Source organism: Amycolatopsis lurida, from assembly GCF_900105055.1.
GTDB lineage: Bacteria > Actinomycetota > Actinomycetes > Mycobacteriales > Pseudonocardiaceae > Amycolatopsis > Amycolatopsis lurida.
The window spans coordinates 4,841,055-4,859,977 of the sequence record NZ_FNTA01000004.1; the positions used below are offsets into that span (position 1 = coordinate 4,841,055).

General features: G+C 68.3%; 19 protein-coding genes. 13 read left to right on the forward strand and 6 right to left on the reverse strand.

Annotated features, from left to right (window positions below; translation table 11 throughout):
• Positions 1–141: 141 nt before the first annotated feature.
• The gene (locus BLW75_RS28235) at positions 142–939 is read left to right on the forward strand and encodes a 2-keto-4-pentenoate hydratase (protein ID WP_034308167.1); all 798 of its coding nucleotides are present in this window, start codon (positions 142–144) and stop codon (positions 937–939) included.
• Complete coding sequence (locus BLW75_RS28240) at positions 936–1,697, forward strand: 2-keto-4-pentenoate hydratase (protein WP_034308169.1); 762 nt, start codon at positions 936–938, stop codon at positions 1,695–1,697. Before BLW75_RS28235 ends, BLW75_RS28240 begins: the two co-directional genes overlap by 4 nt.
• Here BLW75_RS28240 and BLW75_RS28245 read toward each other — a convergent pair.
• Genes BLW75_RS28245 through BLW75_RS28255 form a run of 3 tightly spaced genes read right to left on the reverse strand, consistent with a single transcriptional unit; the run spans position 1,678 to position 4,732 of the window.
• A complete protein-coding gene (locus tag BLW75_RS28245; RefSeq protein ID WP_034308172.1) occupies positions 1,678–2,562 on the reverse strand; it encodes an alpha/beta fold hydrolase in 885 nt (294 codons plus the stop codon). The two genes, BLW75_RS28240 and BLW75_RS28245, sit on opposite strands and share 20 nt — an antisense overlap.
• 32 nt (positions 2,563–2,594) lie before the next feature.
• Entirely contained in the window at positions 2,595–2,786 is a 192-nt protein-coding gene (locus BLW75_RS28250; protein WP_034308174.1) for a hypothetical protein, read from the reverse strand.
• A gap of 44 nt (positions 2,787–2,830) precedes the next feature.
• The gene (locus BLW75_RS28255) at positions 2,831–4,732 is read right to left on the reverse strand and encodes an ABC transporter ATP-binding protein (RefSeq protein ID WP_034308176.1); all 1,902 of its coding nucleotides are present in this window, start codon (positions 4,730–4,732) and stop codon (positions 2,831–2,833) included.
• Positions 4,733–5,205: 473 nt separating this feature from the next.
• On the opposite strand from BLW75_RS28255, the gene BLW75_RS28260 reads away from it, so the two are divergent.
• From BLW75_RS28260 to BLW75_RS28275, 4 genes are read left to right on the forward strand one after another with little or no spacing between them, the layout of a single operon-like run.
• Complete coding sequence (locus BLW75_RS28260; RefSeq protein ID WP_091598485.1) at positions 5,206–5,640, forward strand: hypothetical protein; 435 nt, start codon at positions 5,206–5,208, stop codon at positions 5,638–5,640.
• Positions 5,641–5,678: 38 nt separating this feature from the next.
• On the forward strand, positions 5,679–7,271 hold the full coding sequence (gene boxC, locus BLW75_RS28265) for a 2,3-epoxybenzoyl-CoA dihydrolase (RefSeq protein WP_034308179.1): 1,593 nt from the start codon (positions 5,679–5,681) through the stop codon (positions 7,269–7,271).
• Positions 7,272–7,278: 7 nt separating this feature from the next.
• Positions 7,279–8,700 (forward strand): benzoyl-CoA 2,3-epoxidase subunit BoxB, encoded by a 1,422-nt coding sequence (gene boxB, locus BLW75_RS28270; protein ID WP_034308181.1) that lies wholly within the window; start codon positions 7,279–7,281, stop codon positions 8,698–8,700.
• Positions 8,701–8,719: 19 nt separating this feature from the next.
• A complete protein-coding gene (locus BLW75_RS28275) occupies positions 8,720–10,327 on the forward strand; it encodes a benzoate-CoA ligase family protein (RefSeq protein WP_034308184.1) in 1,608 nt (535 codons plus the stop codon).
• A gap of 209 nt (positions 10,328–10,536) precedes the next feature.
• Here BLW75_RS28275 and BLW75_RS28280 read toward each other — a convergent pair whose 3' ends face one another.
• Positions 10,537–10,998, reverse strand: a complete 462-nt coding sequence (locus BLW75_RS28280; protein ID WP_167373528.1) for a MarR family winged helix-turn-helix transcriptional regulator — start codon at positions 10,996–10,998, stop codon at positions 10,537–10,539.
• Between the two features lie 99 nt (positions 10,999–11,097).
• On the opposite strand from BLW75_RS28280, the gene BLW75_RS28285 reads away from it, so the two are divergent.
• Genes BLW75_RS28285 through BLW75_RS28300 form a run of 4 tightly spaced genes read left to right on the forward strand, consistent with a single transcriptional unit; the run spans position 11,098 to position 14,239 of the window.
• Entirely contained in the window at positions 11,098–12,057 is a 960-nt protein-coding gene (locus BLW75_RS28285) for a ring-cleaving dioxygenase (protein WP_034308188.1), read from the forward strand.
• A complete protein-coding gene (locus BLW75_RS28290; protein WP_034308190.1) occupies positions 12,054–12,686 on the forward strand; it encodes an alpha/beta hydrolase in 633 nt (210 codons plus the stop codon). The genes BLW75_RS28285 and BLW75_RS28290 overlap by 4 nt, the downstream gene beginning before the upstream one ends.
• A 9-nt stretch (positions 12,687–12,695) precedes the next feature.
• Positions 12,696–13,844: a dipeptidase gene (locus tag BLW75_RS28295; RefSeq protein ID WP_034308193.1), complete on the forward strand. Its 1,149-nt coding sequence runs from the start codon at positions 12,696–12,698 to the stop codon at positions 13,842–13,844.
• Positions 13,845–13,882: 38 nt separating this feature from the next.
• On the forward strand, positions 13,883–14,239 hold the full coding sequence (locus tag BLW75_RS28300; RefSeq protein WP_034308196.1) for a LapA family protein: 357 nt from the start codon (positions 13,883–13,885) through the stop codon (positions 14,237–14,239).
• Here BLW75_RS28300 and BLW75_RS28305 read toward each other — a convergent pair.
• Complete coding sequence (locus BLW75_RS28305; RefSeq protein ID WP_034308198.1) at positions 14,227–15,156, reverse strand: AraC family transcriptional regulator; 930 nt, start codon at positions 15,154–15,156, stop codon at positions 14,227–14,229. The two genes, BLW75_RS28300 and BLW75_RS28305, sit on opposite strands and share 13 nt — an antisense overlap.
• A gap of 82 nt (positions 15,157–15,238) precedes the next feature.
• Between BLW75_RS28305 and BLW75_RS28310 the strand changes: the two genes are divergently transcribed.
• Entirely contained in the window at positions 15,239–15,637 is a 399-nt protein-coding gene (locus BLW75_RS28310; RefSeq protein ID WP_034308201.1) for a pyridoxamine 5'-phosphate oxidase family protein, read from the forward strand.
• Here BLW75_RS28310 and BLW75_RS28315 read toward each other — a convergent pair.
• Entirely contained in the window at positions 15,618–16,469 is an 852-nt protein-coding gene (locus BLW75_RS28315; RefSeq protein WP_241783423.1) for a maleylpyruvate isomerase family mycothiol-dependent enzyme, read from the reverse strand. The genes BLW75_RS28310 and BLW75_RS28315 overlap by 20 nt on opposite strands.
• 80 nt (positions 16,470–16,549) lie before the next feature.
• Between BLW75_RS28315 and BLW75_RS28320 the strand changes: the two genes are divergently transcribed.
• Positions 16,550–17,332 (forward strand): Abi-alpha family protein, encoded by a 783-nt coding sequence (locus BLW75_RS28320; RefSeq protein ID WP_034308203.1) that lies wholly within the window; start codon positions 16,550–16,552, stop codon positions 17,330–17,332.
• Positions 17,333–17,339: 7 nt separating this feature from the next.
• Complete coding sequence (locus BLW75_RS28325; protein WP_034308204.1) at positions 17,340–18,584, forward strand: DUF445 domain-containing protein; 1,245 nt, start codon at positions 17,340–17,342, stop codon at positions 18,582–18,584.
• Positions 18,585–18,923 lie beyond the last annotated feature (339 nt).

Here is an 18,923-nt window from a genome sequence, read left to right on the forward strand (position 1 = left end):
CGGGGTCGTGCGAGACCCTTTCGGCCTAATCAGTACGGCGGCGGCCAGGACTCGGCCTGACCCCGTGCGTACCGGCCAGTGGAACGGGCGTCTTGTGCGGGCCCAGGCGACGGGGCAGAGTTCGGCTGTCGGAAGGAGCCCATGGACGCCAGCACGCTGCAGGAGGCCGCGGCCGCGCTGCTCAGCGCGTACGAGACCGGCAAGCCGATCGCGCCCCTCATCGAGACGTACCCCGCCGCGACCTTGGAGGACGCGTACCGCATCCAGCAGCGGCTCGTCCGCCACTGGGCCGAACGCGGCGACGAGGTGCGCGGGCACAAGGTCGGTCTCGCGTCCGCCGCCATGCAGCGGCAGATGGGCGTCGATCAGCCGGACTACGGCCATCTGACCGCCTCGATGTTCCACCTCGAACACCAGCCGATCCCGATCGGCGGCTTCCTCCAGCCGAGGATCGAGCCGGAGATCGCGTTCGTGCTCGGCTCGCGGCTGCGCGGTCCCGGCATCACGGTGGCGGACGCGCTGCGGGCGGTGGACTTCGTCGTCCCGGCGCTGGAGATCGTCGATTCCCGCATCCAGGACTGGAAGATCAGCATCGTCGACACGATCGCGGACAACGCGTCCTCGGGCGGGGTCGTCCTCGGCAGCAGGCCGACCGCGATCGGCGACATCGACCTGCGGCTGGTGGGTTGTGTCCTGCACCAGAACGGCGAGATCGCGGCGACCGGCGCGGGCGGCGCGGTACTCGGCTCGCCGGTGAACGCGCTGGTGTGGCTCGCGAACACGGTCGGGCCGCTCGGCGTCGCGCTCGAACCGGGGCACGTCGTGCTGCCGGGTTCGATGACGCGTGCGATCCCGGTGAGTCCGGGCGACACCGTCGTCGCGACGATGGCGGGGCTCGGCAGTGTCACCGCGAAGTTCTCCGGGGAGGAACGGCCGTGAGCCTTGGTGTGCGGGAGGCGGCGGAAGCGCTGCTGTCCGGGGAAGAACGCGAACCGCTGACCGACGCCTGGCCGGAACTGGACGTCGATACCGCCTATGCGATCCAGGACGAGGCGCTGCGGCTTCGGCGGGCACGCGGCGAGACGGTGATCGGCGTCAAGCTGGGCCTGACCTCGCGAGTGATGCAGCGGCGGATGGGGATCGCTTCGCCGTTGCTCGCGTGGCTGACCGACGCGATGGTGCTGCCCGCCGGTGTCCCGCTGCCGTCGCTGATCCACCCGCGGGCGGAACCCGAGCTGGTCTTCGTGCTGGGCGACCGGCTCGCGGGCCCCGGTGTCACCGCGGCGACCGCGATGGCGGCGGTGGACCGGGTCCACGGCGGCATCGAGATCGTCGACAGCCGCTACCGTGACTACCGGGGCAAGCTCCCGGACGCCGTGGCGGACAACGGTTTCTCGGCGTATTTCACGCTGGGACCGGTCGGCGTCGAACCATCCACAGTGGACCTTTCGCTGGAGGCGGCGCTTTTGGAGGTCGACGGTGCCATCGTCGACACCGCGACAGGTGCGGCCGTGCAGGGACATCCGGCGGAAGCCCTGGCGCTGGCGGCCAACACCCTCGGTGCCCGAGGGCTCGCGCTGGAGCCCGGCTGGATCGTGCTCACCGGCGGGATGACCGACGCGGTCGACGTGCGCCCGGGTTCACGGGTGGCGGCGCATTTCTCGCATCTGGGTTCGATCACGCTCGCCGGGTCTTGACGTCGGCGCGGTCGGCCGTCCGGACCAGACCACGTGCCAGCCGTGGCCAGATCGCGCGCGGGAGGTCGTGTCCCATCCCGGGGACGATGTCCACTTCGGACTCCCGCAGTGCGCGGGCCGTCGCCCGGCCGCCGGAAACGTGCACGAGCGGATCCTTCGAACCGTGCACGACCAGTGCGGGCACTTCGAGTTTCCGCAACGCGCGGAAGCGATCCCGGCTCGAAACGATCGCCGCCAGCTGCCGCGCGGTCCCGCCGGGATCGACGCCGCGGTCGAAGGACCGCTCCGCGCGTTCACGCATCCTGGTCTCGTCGAAGGGGTAGCCGGGCGAGCCGATGACGCGGAAGGTGCGCACCAGCGAATCGACGTACTCCTCGCGGCTGCGAGGAGGCGCCGAAAGCAGCATCGCCATCGCCTTGGCACTCGGCCGCCCGACGAACCGGTTGCCGGTGGTCGACATGATCGACGTCAGCGATCGCACCCGCGACGGATATTCGATGGCCAGCGTCTGCGCGACCATTCCGCCCATCGACGCGCCCACGACGTGCGCGCTCTCGACGCCGAGTGCGGTCAGCAGCCCGGCGGCGTCCCCCGCCATGTCCGCCAGGGAGTACGGCGCCGTGCGCAGGGCGTACGCGAGCGGCAGGTTCGCCCGGCCGGACATCCGGCTGGACCGGCCGGCGTCCCGGTTGTCGTAGCGGATGACGTAGAACCCCTCTGCCGCGAGGTTTTCGCAGAGTTCGTCGTCCCACCAGATCATCTGCGACGCCAAACCCATGATCATCAGCAACGGCCTGCCGTCCGGCCGACCGAACGTCTCGTGGCACAGCTGGATGCCGTTCACTTCGGCGATCTTCTCCGGCATCAGGACAGTGTGACCGTCCCAGGCGAAATCGGCTACGCCTCCTCGATGTGGACGGCTTGGCTTTCCGGCCCGGCCGTTCGCTGCGTGCCCTCGTCTTCGGCGATCTCTTCCGGCTCGGTGTCGCCCGGTTCGCCGCCATCTGGCCTGCTGAGCTGGACGGCTTCTTCCGAGGCGTCGGCCGGGCTCGGGCCGTCGGCTGCTTCGCGGTCTTCCTGGTCGGACATGGTTCCTCCGGTGGATCGGGTCCTTGCCGTCCACGGATACCCGCTCACTCGCCGCGATACGCACGGGCCTGGATTTCGTAAAGCTCGTGGTAGAGGCCTCCTGCCTCGATGAGTTCGGCGTGCGTGCCCTGCTCGATCAGCCGTCCTTTCTCCAGCACCAGGATCCGGTCCGCGGAGCGGATGTTGGCCAGCCGATGGGTCACCAGGATCGTCGTGCGCCTGCCCGCCGCGGAAACGCTCGCGTGCCTCAGGCCCGCGAAGACCCGTGCCTCGGCCTTCGCGTCGAGGGCGGCCGTCGGCTCGTCGGCGACCAGGACGGCGGCGTCGCGGTAGATCCCGCGAGCGATGCCCATCCGCTGCCACTGCCCGCCCGAAAGGTCCTGCCCGTCGTTGAACTTCTTGGACAGCACCGTTTTCTCCTTGGCGGGCAAGGAATCGATCACTTCGTCGGCGCCGGAAGAGGTGATCGCGTCATGCCATGCGGCGCGCTCCGGGTCTTCCCGGCCGAGCCTGCCGACGGTCACGTTGTGCTCCGCGGTCATCGGCCATTCGGCGGGATCCTGGGCGATGACCGCGATGTTGGCGTGCACCGACTCGTGATCGGCGCCGGCGAGATCGACGTCGTCCCAGAACACCTTTCCCTCCGAAGGCGGATAGAGCCCGGTGAGCAGCTTGCCCAGCGTGGTCTTGCCCGAACCGTTCTCCCCGACGAGGGCGATCACCTCGCCACGCCGGATGGTCAGCGAAACCTCGCGCAGCGCGGGATTTCGCTGACCGGGATAGGTGAAGCCGACGTTCTCCAGCCGGATCTCCGCCGGATCCGGTGGCGCGGCGACCCCACCCCGCACCGGACCGCGTTTCCCGGATTCCACGAGCAACCGCTGGAAGAAGGCGATGTAGAACGACTCCTCGTACATGGCGTTCACCGCGCGCATCGTGACGGACAGCGAGTTCGACGCCGTCCGCATGGCGAGCGCGGCCGTCCCGGCGAGGGCGAGTTCCATCTGCCCGCTGTAGAGCAGGAGACCGAGCACCAGATACGCGATCGCGGTGCCCACCCCGGCCGCCGCGCGCCCGGTCAGGCGGACCATGTTGCTGCGATGCGCGAGCCGGACCTCCTCGCGCATCAGGCTTTCGGTGATCCGGCGGTACTCATCGAGCAAGGGCTCCTGCAAGGTAAGGGCGTGCCGTTCGAGGGCGAATTGGCGCCAGGTGGCCACCTCTTCGACGATCCTCTTCCGGATGTTCCGGCCGACGGTGTCGAGATAGTGCCGGTAGTTCAGCCGCGCGACCTTGGCCGCCGCCCAGCCGTCGGCCGCCGCCGCGAGCAGTAGCACCGGCGCGAGCCAAGGATTCAGCAGACCCGCCGCTACCAGCGCGGCGACCAGCGAGATCAGCGCCGACGTCAGATCCGCGATCCAGCGCAGGCTCATCTCGATCGACCGGACCCCGTCCCGCGCGCCCTGCCTGGCCAGTTCCCGGAAATCGGCGTCCTCGAAGGCCAGCAACCGGACCCTGACCATGGCGGCGGTGACCTCGTCGCCCGCCGAGGTCACGACCCGCGGCCGGAGCGTGCCCTCGACCGCGGCCACCGCCGTGTCCAGCAGCGCGCGCAAGGCGTACGAGCCGACGACGATCATCAGCGCGGGCAGCGATTCCAGCACCCTGTCCGGTGTCGGCCCGTTCTCCAGCAGTGCGGTGAACACGTTCGCCGTCGCCAGCAGGCCGAACGCCGTGACACAACCGGAAAGAACGTGGACGACGCCGGCGAGCAGGGTCAGCCGCGCCGACGTCCGCCAGGCCAGCCGCAGCACGATCGCCACGGCGGACGGGAGCGCGCGGATGGCCTTGATCATCCCCGCGTCGGCCACCGTCTCGTCGGGCGTGGCCCAGTCGGGCATCTTCAGGTTCTCGACCCCGATCAGGGGCACGGTCGCTTCGGGCACTCCTCCTTCTCTACGCGCACCCACCGACATTTTCAGAGCGGTGTGCTTCCTGATGCGTCATCGCGCCTCGGTCGCGGAGTGCGTTGCGAAAGCCACTTTCGCAACCTTCAGCGTTGCGAAAGTGGCTTTCGCAACCTGTGCTTAGGGCGACGCCAGGAGCGGGTGGTAGCGAAGGTCCCTTGCTCCCGCGGGTGACTGTGTGGGTTTCGGGACGTCTGACGTCCCGAAACCCACACGGTCGGTGAGGGTTGCTACGCGGGGTGAGGGGTGTGTGGAAATAGGGACGCTCAATGTCTCTGTTTCCTCACACCCTCCTGTCTCCCACTCCGCAGTAGCGAAGGTCCCTTGGTCCCTCAGGTGACTGTGTGGGTTCCGGGACATCCAACGCACAGGACGAAAGCCCCCTTCACCTCCCTCGAACCGTGCGTTACGCTCTCGCTAGAGCGATCTATCAAGTCGCATAGGGGGCGAACATGGAAACTCTTCAAGGCCGAGGGCTCACCGCGTTACGGCTGATCCTCGCCTTCACGCTGCTGTCCACCACGCTGCACTACGCGCACAACGTGCTCAGGGCGGCGGACTATCCGCAGGTCGAGGGCATCTCGGTGGACATGGCCGCCACCCTGGTCGTCGTCGCGTACGTCCTGCTCACCGTCTTCGGCGTGCTCGGCTACCGTGACTACCTGCGCGGACGCTATTGGCGGGCGCTCGCCTTCCTGATGGTCTACTCGCTGTCCGGTCTCGCGAGCCTCGGCCACTTCCTGGTCGCCGTGCCGCAGATCCCGGCCTTCTGGTTCGCCACGATCTACACCGACACGGCCTCCGCGCTGGTGCTGTGGGCGTTCGTGACCTGGGCGGCGACGAAACTCAACCGGGAGCCCGCGCTCCGTGACCAACTTTCTACATAACATTGACGCTGATCAGTGCAATGTAGACAATCGGTAGGGTGACGCGGACCACATCGGTGACGTTCGAACGTCATCCCAGCGGCTACCGGCATTGGAAGCTGTCCACCGACGGCGACGTCGCATGGCTCGAACTCGATGTCGACCCGGACGGCGGTCTCGTGCCGGGATACGAGCTCAAACTCAACTCGTACGACCTCGGCGTCGACATCGAGTTGTACGACGCGACGCAGCGGCTGCGGTTCGAACATCCCAAGGTCCGCGTGGTCATCGTGACCAGCGCGAAGGACAACGTCTTCTGCGCCGGCGCGAACATCCGCATGCTGGCTTCGTCGTCGCACGAGTGGAAGGTGAACTTCTGCAAATTCACCAATGAGACCCGCAACGCCATGGAGGACGCCGCCGCGCACTCCGGGCAGATCTACGTCGCGGCGGTCAACGGCACCTGCGCCGGCGGCGGCTACGAGATCGCGCTCGCCTGCGAAAAGATCCTGCTGGTCGCCGACAACTCCTCGACCGTCGCGCTGCCGGAGGTGCCGCTCCTCGGCGTCCTGCCCGGCACCGGCGGGCTCACCAGGGTGGTCGACAAACGCGGCGTGCGGCGGGACCTCGCCGACGTCTTCGCCACCCGCCCCGATGGGGTGAAGGGGCGGACCGCCGTCGACTGGCGGCTCGTTGACGAACTCGTGCCGCGGCAGGGTTTCCGCGAAGCCGTGCTGGCCAGGGCGAAGGAGTTCGCGCGGACGAGCGAGCGGCTCGACGGCGAAGGCGTCGAGCTGAAGCCGCTCGAGCATCGTTATGTCGACATCGCCCGCGGCAAGACCGAAGCGACGATCACCGTCAAGGGCCCGGACGGCGACGACGGCTGGCTCCTGGACGTCACCCGCGAGCTCGACGACGCGATCCTGCGCCTGCGCACCAATGAACCCGAACTCGGCACCTGGGTGCTCCGCACCGAAGGCGATCCGGCGAAGGTCCTCGAACACGAACGCGCTGTGTTCGACGCGAAAAACTGTCTGAGCAACGAAATCGTCCACTACTTCAAGCGAACGCTGAAGAGGTTGGACGTCACCAGCCGAAGCCTGATCGCCCTCGTCGAGCCCGGTAGCTGTTACGCCGGGCTCCTGCTGGAGCTCGCGCTCGCCGCGGACCGGCAGTACATCTTGGACGGTCCGCCGATCGACGACGAAGACAGTGAAGAACGTGCGTCGATCACGTTGTCCGAAGCCAATTTCGGCCGCTTCCCGATGGGCAATGGCCTGACCCGCCTCGAATCCCGGTTCTTCGGGGACCGGGACCACGTCACGAGGCTCGCGGAGGTGCGAGGCAAGCCGCTGAGCCCGACGGAGGCGAACGAACTCGGCCTGGTCACCGACGCCCCGGACGACCTCGACTGGGAGGACGAGATCCGGATCGCGCTGGAAGGACGGGCTTCGCTCAGCCCGGACGCCTTGACCGGAATGGAGGCGAACCACCGGTTCGTCGGCCCCGAGACGCTGGAAAGCAAGATCTTCGGCCGCCTGGCCGCTTGGCAGAACTGGATCTTCACTCGTCCGAACGCATCCGGCCCCGAGGGCGCGCTGCGTCGCTACGGTACCGGTCAGAAGGCCGTCTTCGACAGGAAGCGGGTTTGAACAGCCCATGCCGACCAAGATCGATTACGACGCCAAGATCCCCAACAACGTCGACCTCTCCGGTGATCGGCGCCTCCAACGGGCTTTGGAGGGCTGGCAGCCGAAGTTCCTTGACTGGTGGGGCGAAATGGGCCCGGCGCTGCGGACGCAAGGGGTCTATCTGCGCACCGCGGTCAGCGTCGGCCGGGACGGCTGGGCGCATTTCGACCACGTCGACGTGCCCGACTACCGGTGGGGGATCTTCCTCGCGGAGCCGGATCCGGACCGGGTCATCGGCTTCGGCGAGCACAAGGGCGAGCCCGCCTGGCAGCAGGTTCCCGGCGAATACCGCGCCGACCTGCAGCGGCTCATCGTGATCCAGGGCGACACCGAACCCGCGTCGGTCGAGCAGCAGAAACTGCTCGGCCTCACCGCGCCGAGCCTCTACGACCTGCGGAACCTGTTCCAGGTCAACGTCGAAGAAGGCCGCCATCTGTGGGCGATGGTGTATCTGCTGCACGCCTACTTCGGCCGCGAAGGCCGGGACGAAGCGGAAGGATTGCTGCTCCGGAATTCCGGAAGTCCGGACGCGCCCCGGATCCTCGGCGCCTTCAACGAGGAGACCGCGGATTGGCTTGCGTTCTACATGTTCACCTATTTCACCGATCGTGATGGCAAATATCAGCTCGGCACCCTCAAGGAAAGCGGCTTCGACCCGCTTTCCCGCACTTGTGAATTCATGCTCAAGGAAGAGGCGCACCACATGTTCGTCGGCACCACCGGGGTCGACCGGGTGGTCACCCGCAGTGCCGAGTTGATCCGCGAGCACGACACCTTCGACATCGCCGGGCACGGCGGGATCCCGCTGGACGTCATCCAGCGTTACCTCAACTTCCACTACACCGTGTCGCTCGACCTGTTCGGCGGCGAGACGTCGACCAACGCGGCGAACTACTACACCGCCGGGCTGAAAGGCCGCTGGCAGGAGGCTCGCCGCAAGGACGACCACAAGCTCACCGACGCCGCCGGCTCGCTGTCCCGGCCGCGGGCCGACGGCACCTGGGAGACCGAGGAACTCGCGGCCATCCTGCTGCTGAACCTCGACCTGCGGGAGGAGTACCGCGCCGACTGCCAGACCGGCGTCAACCGCTGGAACAGGATCCTGGACGAGGCGGGCGTCGACTTCCGATTCGTCCTCCCGCACCCTGGATTCAATCGCGAAGTCGGCATAAACTCCGGCCACCATGTGACGCCCGACGGCACCGTTGTCGACGAGCGGACCTGGCTGGCCGGCAAACGCAAGTGGCTGCCCACTCCCGAAGACCTGACCTTCGTCCGATCGCTGATGCACCCGGTGTACGAGCGAGGAAAGATCGCGAGCTGGGTGGCACCGCCACGTCAGGGCATCAATGGGAAACCGTTCGACTACGAATACGTTTACCTGAGCTGAGCCGATAGAAGGTGTGCCTGTGTCCGCTGCTGCCACCGGTTTCAACGCGGCGAGCTACCTGCTCGACCGGCATCTGGCGGAAGGACGCGGGGCGAAGGACGCGGTCGTTTCCCCGAGGCGGAGCCTCACGTACGCCGGGCTGGCGGCCGAAAGCCGCAGGGTCGCGGCGGGGCTGAAGGCGATCGGCGTCCGCCCGGAGGAGCGAGTTCTGTTCTGCATGGTCGACGACGTCGAACTGCTCACCGGGATCCTCGGCGCGATGCTGGCCGGAGCGGTCGCGGTGCCGGTGTCCACCATGGTCACCGGGCTGGACCTCGGCAAGCTGCTCGCCGATTCGCGGGCCAGGGTCCTGTGTGTTTCGGGCGAGTTCGCCGCGCAGGCGACGGTCGCGCTGGGGCTGGCGCCGGAGGTCACCGACGTCGTGCTGGATCGCGCCAAGGTGGCCGAACTGCCGTCCGGGGTCCGCGCGCACGAATGGGACGATCTGTCCACTGTGGACGACGACGGGTTCGAACCGGCGCCGACCTGGGAGGATTCGCCCGCGCTCTGGCTGTACACATCGGGAACGACGGGCAAGCCGAAGGGCGCGATGCATCGGCACGCGAGCATCCGCGCGGTCTGCGAGACGTATGCGCGCGGCGTGCTGGACATCGGGCCGAACGACCGGTTCCTGTCCGTCCCAAAGCTGTTCTTCGCTTATGGCCTGGGAAATTCGGCGTTCTTCCCGCTCGCCGCCGGCGGGACGACCCTGCTCGAACCGGCGAGGCCGACCCCGGGGCTGATCGCCGCCAGGGCCCGCGCGGAGCGGCCGACGTTGTTCTTCGCGGTCCCGACGTTCTACGCCGCGCTGCTCGCCAGTGACATTCCCGACGACACCTTTTCCTCGGTGCGCCAAGCCGTTTCAGCGGGGGAGCCCCTGCCCGCCGTACTGTACGAGCGGTTCCGCGACCGCTTCGGCGTCGAGATCCTCGACGGGATCGGCTCGACCGAGGCGTTGCACATCTTCCTGTCCAACCGGCCCCGCCAGGTCCGCCCCGGCAGTACCGGGGTCCCGGTGCCGGGCTACGAGATCACGCTGCGCGACGAACAGGGGGAGCCGGTGCCGGATGGGCAGCCCGGGGAACTGTTCGTCGCCGGGCCGTCGATCGCGACCGGGTACTGGGCGCGGTACGAAACGACGAAGCAAGTCTTCCAGGGCGAGTGGCTGCGGACGGGCGACAGCTTCGTACGCAACGCCGACGGGAGCTACACCTGCCTCGGGCGCTTCAACGACATGCTGAAACCGGGCGGGATCTGGGTGTCGCCCGCCGAGGTCGAGGACAGGCTGCTGCAGCATCCGGCGGTCGCCGAGGTCGCGGTGGTGGCCGCCTTCGACGCCGACGGTATCGAGAAACCGGTCGCGTGCGTGGTCGGCGTACCGGGCGGCAGGCTCGACGCGGACGAGCTGATCGAGTTCTGCCGGGCGGGCCTGGCGTCGTTCAAGCGGCCGCGGGGCATCGTCGAGCTGGGCGAACTGCCGAAGACGGCGACCGGGAAGATCCGGCGCAACGTCATCCGGGAACTGGTGCGGGACATGTACGAGGTCCGGACGTATCAGCCGGACCCCACGTCGCCCCTGCCCGGCTGATCCGCCTTCAATCACGCGAGTTACGCCTTCAATCACGCGAGACCCGCCTCTGAGCACGCGAGTTCGCTCTTCGGTCACGCGAGTTCGCCGACTCCGCCCGTCAAGCTCAGGTGAGCAGAGGCGGATCTCGCGTGCTCAGACCCGTAACTCGCGTGCTCAGACCCGTAACTCACGTGATCGAAGACGTAACTCGCGTGACCGAGGGTGGATCAAGCTCCGTTGACGGTGCGCAAGGTCCGCATGGCCTCGGCCAAGTCGTGCGCGCCGTCACCGAGCGGGGTCAGGACGATGCGCCGCAGGATCTCGGCACACGCTTCCCTCGCCTTCTCGGCGACGTCGAGACCGTGGTCGGTGAGCGCCGCGAACGTGACGCGGCGATCGTCCGGGCTCGGCACGCGGCAGATCAGGTCCGCGGCGACCAGCCGGTCCGCGACCTTGGTGAACCCGCCGCTCGACAGCGCCGCCTCGACGGCCAGCCGCGTCATCGGCATCCGGTGCTCGGGCGAGCGCACGAGCCGCAGCAGGATGTCGAACGACGCCGGCGCAAGGCCGAACCGTTCGGCGATCTCGCCCATCAGCTTGTTCTGCGTCGCCAGGTAGCCCTCGATCACCAGGCCCCACCACGTGACCACTTCGTCGTCGTTCGGTTCCTCCGGTTTCGCCACTGTCACGCGAGCGAGGGTACACCAAGAACTCTTCCTGGAATATATCTTGCGCGCGAGAGGTTATCGGGCTAGCTTGAGTTCACCGGCTCCCAGAGGAGGGGCACCATGTCGATCAAGACTTCGGGCCTGCATCACGTCACCGCCATCGGTGGCGACCCCCAGCGCAACGCGGACTTCTACACCCGGGCACTCGGCCTGCGGCTGGTGAAGACCACCGTGAACTTCGACGACCCCGGCACGTATCACCTCTACTACGGCGACGAGTCCGGCAAGCCCGGCTCCCTGATGACGTTCTTCCCGTGGCGTGACGCGCCGAAGGGCCGTCACGGCACCGGCCAGGCGACCACGACGTCGTTCTCCGTGCCGGAGTCCTCCCTCGGCTGGTGGAAGCGGCACCTCGCCGAGAACCGCGTCGAGAGCAGCCAGGGCCGCAACGCCGACGGCGAGGAGACGCTCACCTTCCTCGACCCGGACGGCCTCGAACTCGCCCTCGTCGCGCATCCGCAGGGCGACCCGCGTGACCCGTGGGACACGAAATTGGTCCCCGCCGAGCACGCCATCCGCGGGTTGCACTCCGTCACGCTGTCGGTGTCCCAAGAGGACGCGACCGCCGGGATGCTGACCGACGGACTCGGCCTGACCTTTGTACACCAGGACGGCAACCGCCTGCGGTTCTCCGCCGGTGCAGGCGGCCCCGGCGCGCTCGTCGACGTCCTCGTCACGCCCGACGCCCCGCGCGGGCTGGTGGCGGCGGGCACCGTGCACCACGTCGCCTGGCGCGCGCCGGACGAGGACACCCAGGCCGCCTGGCGCGACGAGCTGATCGACGACGGCGTGAACGTGACATCCATTTTGGACCGTCAGTACTTCCGTTCGATCTACTTCCGTGAGCCGGGCGGCACCCTGCTCGAGGTCGCGACCGACGAACCCGGCTTCGCGATCGACGAGCCGCTGCTGGAACTCGGCCGCGCGCTGAAACTGCCGCCGTGGCTGGAGCCCAAGCGCGAGGACATCGAAGCCATGCTGCCGAAGTTGGATCTGCCGAGCGAGAACAACCCGCGATGAGCACCTTGGAGCACAAGTACGTCGAAGGGGCGGCCGACGAGCCGGTGCTGCTGCTCCTGCACGGCACCGGCGGCGGCCCGGACGATCTCGTGCCGCTCGCCCGGCAGCTGAGCCCGGCCTCAGCGCTGCTCGCGCCCGCCGGGCCGGTGTCGGAACACGGTGCGGCACGGTGGTTCCGCCGGCTGGCGGAAGGCGTTTTCGACCACGAGGACGTCGTCTTCCGCGCGAACCAGCTGGCCGATTTCGTGCTCGCCTCGCGGGAGGAGTACGGCCTCGGTGACCGGCGGCTGGTCGCCATCGGGTTCTCCAACGGCGCCAACATCGCCGCCGCGGTGTCCCTGCTGCGCCCGGACGCCGTCAAGGAGGCGGCGCTGTTCGCGGCGATGTCGCCGTTGCCTTCCCCGCCGCGGAACGACCTCTCCGGAACGAGGGTCTTCCTGTCGAACGGCGAGCACGATCCGATGGCGCCGCCGGCTTCGGCGGACACGCTCGTTCGTGACCTGCGCGAGCGCGGTGCGGACGTCGTCGCCCACCGGCATCCCGGCGGGCACCAGGTCACCGGCAACGGTTTGGTAGCGGCCGCGGGGTGGCTCAACCCATGGCGGGGAGAGCAAAGCACGCGAACGTAGCATCGGCCGATGACTAACGGGGACCTCGTCCGCGCCCAGGCCCTGCTCGACAGGGTCCTCCTCGCGGACGGGCACAACGATCTGCCATGGGAGCTGCGGGTCACGACCGGGCCGGACCCGGTCGAGGCCGTGGCCGGCACGGATCTCACGGTCCGTCAGCCGCATCTGCACACCGATTTCCCGAAGCTGGCCGAAGGCAGGCTCGGGATGCAGTTCTGGTCCGTCTACGTGCCATGCCAGTTCGAGGGCCACAGCGCGGTGACGGCGGTGCTCGAGCAGATCGAGATCGTGCACCAGATGGCCGAGCGCTACCCCGATCGCCTGACCCTCGTGGACACGGCCGACGAGGCGGAAAGCGCTTTCCAAGACGGCAAGATCGCTTCGCTGCTCGGCGCCGAGGGTGGCCACAGCATCGCCGAATCCCTTGGCGTGCTCAGGATTCTGCGCCGCCTCGGGGTTCGCTACATGACGCTCACGCACAACTACAACACCACCTGGGCCGACTCCGGCACCGACGAACCCGCGCACGGCGGGCTCACCGAGTTCGGCCGCGACGTCGTCCGCGAGATGAACAAGATCGGCATGCTGGTCGACCTCTCGCACGTCGCGCCGAGCACGATGCGCGCCGCGCTGGAGGTCAGTTCCGCGCCGGTGATCTTCAGCCACTCCTCCTGCACCGCGGTCAACGACCATCCCCGCAACATCCCCGACGACGTCCTGGAAACCCTGGCCGCCAAGGATGGCGTCGCGATGGTGACGTTCGTGCCGGGCTTCATCTCGCCGAAGGTCGCCGAGTGGGACGACCAGTTGCGGCAGGACATGGAAGCCGCGGGCAAGGACTACCGGAACATCGACCAGCGCACGAAGTTCACCGCCGAACGAGGCGGCCCCGAGAAGCCGAAGGCGGGCATCGACGACGTCGTCGCGCACATCGAGCACGCGCGCGAGGTTGCCGGGGTCGACCACATCGGACTCGGCGGCGACTACGACGGAGTCGCGACCCTGCCCGAAGGCCTCGAAGACGTCTCCAAGTACCCGGTGCTCTTCGCGGCCCTTCTGGAACGCGGCTGGAGCGAAGAGGACTGCGCGAAGCTGGCCGGGAAGAACACCTTGCGCGTGCTGCGCGCGGCCGACGAGGTCACCCGTTCGGACGCTTGAGAGCGCGATCAAGCCCGCTTCGGCGGACACTGTCCAGCATGACGCAGCCGGAGGAGGGCGCCGCCCAGGTTCCCGTCACGCCGTCCGACACCGCGGGCGGCGCACGCCACAGCGGTAAATTCGAAGCCGCCCCGAAGCTCAAACGGACGCGGGTGAGCGGCACCTGGATCGCCGTCATCGTGGCGCTGATCGTGCTGGTGTTCCTGCTCGTGTTCATCCTGCAGAACCAGGACACGGCCACCGTGCACTTCCTGGGCATGTCCGGGAGCATGCCGCTGGCGGTCGCGATGCTGTTCTCCGTGATCGCCGGTGGTGTCCTGGTCGCGCTCGTCGGTGGCGCGCGGATCCTGCAGTTGCGCAAGCAGGCCAAGAAGTCGCGGCATCAGCTGCGCTGAGGGACCCCTCGCCGGAACTCGCTCGGGTTGACGCCCCGCACGCGTTTGAACGCCGCGCTGAACCCGAACGCGTCGGAATAGCCGACGGTGCGGGCGATCTCGGAGAGGGTCGCGGGCTCCGGACCGGTGAGGAGATCCGCCGCGAGGGTCATCCGCCAACGGGTGAGGTAGGTCAGCGGCGGTTCGCCGACCAGGTCGCCGAACCGTTTGGCCAGGGTCGACCGCGATACCCCGATCCGCCCGGCCAGCGTGCCGACGGTCCACGGTGCCGCCGGTTCCGTGTGCAGCAGGCGCAGGGCGTCGCCGACCACGGGATCCCGCTGCGCGGTCCACCACGCCGGGGGTCGTCCGCCGGGCCGGTCGAACCATTCGCGCAGTGAACAGACCAGTAACCAGTCCAGCAGCCGGTCGAGGACCACCTGCTGCCCTGGCGCGTCGATGGCGACTTCGGCGGCGACGTGTTCCAGCACGGGGTCGCTCGTGCCGCCGGCGTCCACCCGCAGCACGACGGGCAGCGCGTCCAGCAGCGGGCGCCCGATCTCGCCGCGCACCGGGTACGCGCCCACGATCAAGGTCGTCTCGCCGCCCGGGTCGTCGACCCAGCCGAGCCGGTGCCGCGTCCCGCCCTGTTCGGGCGTCGCGCAGTCCTCCCCGCACGCGATCGGCTCGGCCGGGGTGCCGACCGCGTCGACGAAGGCGAACGTCGCGGGGCCGCGCACGATGACCGACTCGCCCGCGCGAAGCGGCTCGGGCGGGCCGTCCTCCGGGACGATCCAGCCCGCGCCGGTGAGCACCGCGCACAGGGTCAGCGGCGCGCCGTCCACGAAGTGCAGATTCCACGGCGGGGACAGGGTCGAACTGCCGAACAGCGAACCGTGGGAGCGCACCCCGCGGATCAGGTCACTGAACACGTCCACCCGGCCGAGGTTAGACGAATACACAGGCGATCCGGCCTTTCGCCTATGGGATCGTCCGTGTCGGCCGTGTTGAATCGAGCTCATGCTGACCTCTGACGACTTCGAATTCCTCCGCAGGCCGCTGCACGGGTTCCTGACCGTGGCCGACGGCCCGGTCCGGCCGGTGTGGTTCGAGGCCGCCGACGACGGCACGATCCAGCTCTTCACGCCCCGCGACTCACCCAAGGTGCGGCGGCTGAAGGACGACCCCCGCGCGTCGATCATCGTGGCCGCGCCGGTGGGCGAACGCGAGCGCTGGGTCTCGGTCTCCGGCGGCGTCACGGTCGAGCCCGACGGGGCGCACGAACTGGCCGCACGACTCGGCGCGCGTTACTGGGACCTCGACGACCCCGCCCACGCGGGCGAGCTCGCCGGGATCCAGACCCTCGATCTCGTGCGGCTCGTCATCCGGCCGGAGAAAGTCAGCCGTTACTCGATGTGATGATCGACGTCATCCTGAGCAGGGCGGCGCAAACGTTTTCGTCGCCCTCGGCGGTGACCCGGCCGCGGTCCGCCGGGTTCCGGGTGCACAGCCGCCAGAAGGTGTCCGCGTCCGTCGTCACCGAGGCCAGCGGCGTGCGTGACGTCGGCGCGGCCCGGTCGAGCTCCCAGCCGCCGGCGGTCCGCCGCGCCGTCCACTTCCCGCCACCCTGACCAGTGACGGTGTAGGCGACTTGCCTGCCGACGCGCGCGTCGATGTCACGCAGGGTGTGCGGCAATGCCCGCATGAAGGTGTCCACCACCGGCCCGCGAAACTCCGCTTCGTCCAGCATCCGCGCACCGACGGCCTCGCGGATCTGCTGCTGATGCACCCAGAACTCGGTGTACTCGCGGGCGACGTCGAGCCAGACCGGCGCGGGTTCGTCCCCGGCCCAGCTCACCGGCTCGCCGGTGGCGTCGAGGTCGGCGCGGCCCCACATCTCGGCGATCTGCGAGGTGCTGTCCACCAGCATCGCGAACAGCACTTCGGGGGACAGCCGACGGCACGCGACCACCCATTCGTCGTTGATCCGGTCGATGAAGTCGCCGAAACGCTCGCCCTCGTGCGGCGCGGTGGTCCGGTAGTCGTCACGGTCACGGGACAGCCTGCCGAGTTTGTCGCCGAGGATGTGGGCGGCGAGATCGTGCACCGTCCAGCCCGTGCACACCGTCGGCGCGGCCCATTGGTCCGCGCCGAGTCCGGTCAGTACGTCGAGGAGGGCTTGCTCCTCCCGCGCGAACAGCGGGAGGACGTCGATCGGCGGACCCCAGCGCGTGAAGCTCATGGTGACCATCCAAACACCAAGGTCCATCACATTTTCGGCCATTCGGCCTACTCGCAGGTAGCATCAGCGCGAACGTGAGGGGAGTGCCCGTGAGCGACGATCGACCCGCCGGTGAAGACCTGGCCGCTTTCGCCAAACGCGCGGGACAGCTGGCGGGCTGGGCCGCCCGCACGGGCTTCGAATTCACCCGCAAACTCCCCGGCGTCGAGATCGCCGAACAGATCGTCAAACAGGGCGAGCGGCAGCTGCTCTCGGAGTTGCGCCGTCGTCTCGACGAGGTCGACGACCCGTACCACGCGGCACTCACCGCCGCGTCCGCGATGAACCGGCCCGACACCAACGGTTCGCGGCCGGTCGAGGCGACGATCACCCTCGTGCACACCCGCGCCCAGCTCGAACCGCTCCGCGCGGCGATGGCGGAACTGCTCAACCACTCGATCGGCTTCGGGCGTGAGCGGGCCCGCGAATACCTCTACGCGATCATCCTGCGGCAACTCACTCCGGACGAGGCCCGCATCCTTTCCGCGCTCTCCGACGGCTCGCCGTTCCCCTCCGTCGACGTCGCCGAGCGGACCAGCCTCGGCGCGGCCGGGCGGTTCGTGCTTCGCAACGCCTCCACCGTCGGCAAGGCCTCCGGGGTGTCGCTGCCGGACCAGGTGCCCGGCTACCTCACCAGGCTGATCGGGCTCGGCCTGGTCGAGCTGGACGAGGAGGTGCCCGCGCTGGAGACGCAGTACGAGATCCTGCTGACCGACGAAACCGTGCGCGAGGCGGAGAAGTCGGTCAAACGGGCGAAGTTCGTGAAGCGCACGGTCCATATTTCCCGCCTCGGCGCCCAGTTCTGGCAGGCCTGCGACCCGAGCGCCGGCTGACTTCGGCATGGGTGCGTTCCTCGACGGGATCCTCGCCGATTTCAGCGAGCACTGGCCGATCTACGTCTCGATCCCGATCGTCGCCGCCCTGATCGGCTACACCACCAAACTCGTCGCGATCCGGATGATGTTCCAGCCGGTCGAGTTCGTCGGTATCAAACCCTTCCTCGGCTGGCAGGGCATCGTGCCCAAACGCGCCGCCCGGATGGCGAGCATCGCCTGCGACACGATGACCGAGCAGCTGATCAAACCGGCCGAGATCGTCGCCCGGCTCGATCCGCAGAGAATCGCCAAGGAGATCGAAAAACCGCTCCAGGCGGCCGTCGAGGACATCGTGCGCGACGTCGCCGCCCACTACCAGCCGGGGCTTTGGGAATCCCTGCCGGTGGGCATGCAGCGGCTGGTGATCCAGCGCGTCCAGGCCGAGACGCCGCGGATGGTCGCGGCCGTGCTGGAGCTGATCAAGTCCGATGTGGACAGTGTGTTCGACCTCAAGGGCATGGTGGTCACCGCACTGGTCAAGGACAAACGGCTGCTGAACCGGATCTTCCAGGAGGCGGGCGACAAGGAGTTCAAGTTCATCGCCCGCTCCGGCATCTTCTTCGGCGGGCTCATCGGCGTGATCCAGATGGTCGCGTGGGTGCTGTTCAAGTTCCCGCTGATCATGCCGCTGTTCGGGCTCTTCACCGGCTGGTTCACCGACTGGCTCGCGCTGCGGATGATCTTTTACCCGATCGAGGAACGCCGGTATTTCGGTGTGCGCTGGCAGGGCCTGTTCCTGAAACGGCGCGGCGAGGTCGCGGAGGCGTACGGCGCGTTGATCGCGAAGGAGATCATCACCCCGCACAACGTGATCGAAGCGGTGCTGCACGGCCCGCTGTCGGACCGGGTGCTCGGGCTGATCCAGCGCCAGCTCGACGAACAGCTCGGGCGCCGCGTCGGCGTCGGGAAACCACTGGTGGTGTTCGCCGTGGGCAGCAAGCGGTATCAGGACATGAAGCTGAACATCGCCGAGAAGATCATGGACAAGCTGCCGGACACCATGCGGTACATCGAGGACTACGCGACCGACGCGATGGACATCCGGAACGTGCTGGTGACGAAGATGAAGGAGCTGTCGCCGCGCGAGTTCGAGGGTCTGCTGCGGCCCGCGTTCCAGCAGGACGAATGGATCCTGATCGCGACCGGTGCCGTCCTGGGTTTCGCCGTCGGTGAGGCCCAGGTCCTCCTGCTGGAGCACTTCGCCGCCTGACGCTCCGCATTTCGTCCTCTGGATGCTGTAGGCCTGGCGCGCTACGGCGCCTTGGACACCAAGGAAACCCCGACCCGCTATGGTTCGCGCCGACCATGCGGATGTTCAACGCCTTCGGTACCACGCCGAACGGCTCCGCCGCGCCGACTCCACTCACGACCACCTGGACCGAACCGGGGGTTTCGCGTGACTGCGGGGACGACACGTGTGATCAGACGGACGACACCTGTGACTGAACGGACGGCACGCGTGATTGGACGGACGACACGCGCACGCGGCCGGGTCGCCGCGTGTCGTCCAGCTGATCACGCGTGTCGTCCGTCTGATCACGTGTGTCGT

Bases quoted from the DNA above. Each gene is read 5' to 3' on its own strand.
- BLW75_RS28235 (WP_034308167.1), top strand. From the start codon at position 142: ATGGACGCCAGCACGCTGCAGGAGGCCGCGGCCGCGCTGCTCAGCGCG.
- BLW75_RS28245 (WP_034308172.1), bottom strand. From the start codon at position 2,562: ATGCCGGAGAAGATCGCCGAAGTGAACGGCATCCAGCTGTGCCACGAG.
- BLW75_RS28250 (WP_034308174.1), bottom strand. From the start codon at position 2,786: ATGTCCGACCAGGAAGACCGCGAAGCAGCCGACGGCCCGAGCCCGGCC.
- BLW75_RS28260 (WP_091598485.1), top strand. From the start codon at position 5,206: ATGGAAACTCTTCAAGGCCGAGGGCTCACCGCGTTACGGCTGATCCTC.
- boxB (WP_034308181.1), top strand. From the start codon at position 7,279: ATGCCGACCAAGATCGATTACGACGCCAAGATCCCCAACAACGTCGAC.
- BLW75_RS28285 (WP_034308188.1), top strand. From the start codon at position 11,098: ATGTCGATCAAGACTTCGGGCCTGCATCACGTCACCGCCATCGGTGGC.
- BLW75_RS28290 (WP_034308190.1), top strand. From the start codon at position 12,054: ATGAGCACCTTGGAGCACAAGTACGTCGAAGGGGCGGCCGACGAGCCG.
- BLW75_RS28295 (WP_034308193.1), top strand. From the start codon at position 12,696: ATGACTAACGGGGACCTCGTCCGCGCCCAGGCCCTGCTCGACAGGGTC.
- BLW75_RS28300 (WP_034308196.1), top strand. From the start codon at position 13,883: ATGACGCAGCCGGAGGAGGGCGCCGCCCAGGTTCCCGTCACGCCGTCC.
- BLW75_RS28310 (WP_034308201.1), top strand. From the start codon at position 15,239: ATGCTGACCTCTGACGACTTCGAATTCCTCCGCAGGCCGCTGCACGGG.
- BLW75_RS28315 (WP_241783423.1), bottom strand. From the start codon at position 16,469: ATGGTCACCATGAGCTTCACGCGCTGGGGTCCGCCGATCGACGTCCTC.
- BLW75_RS28325 (WP_034308204.1), top strand. From the start codon at position 17,340: ATGGGTGCGTTCCTCGACGGGATCCTCGCCGATTTCAGCGAGCACTGG.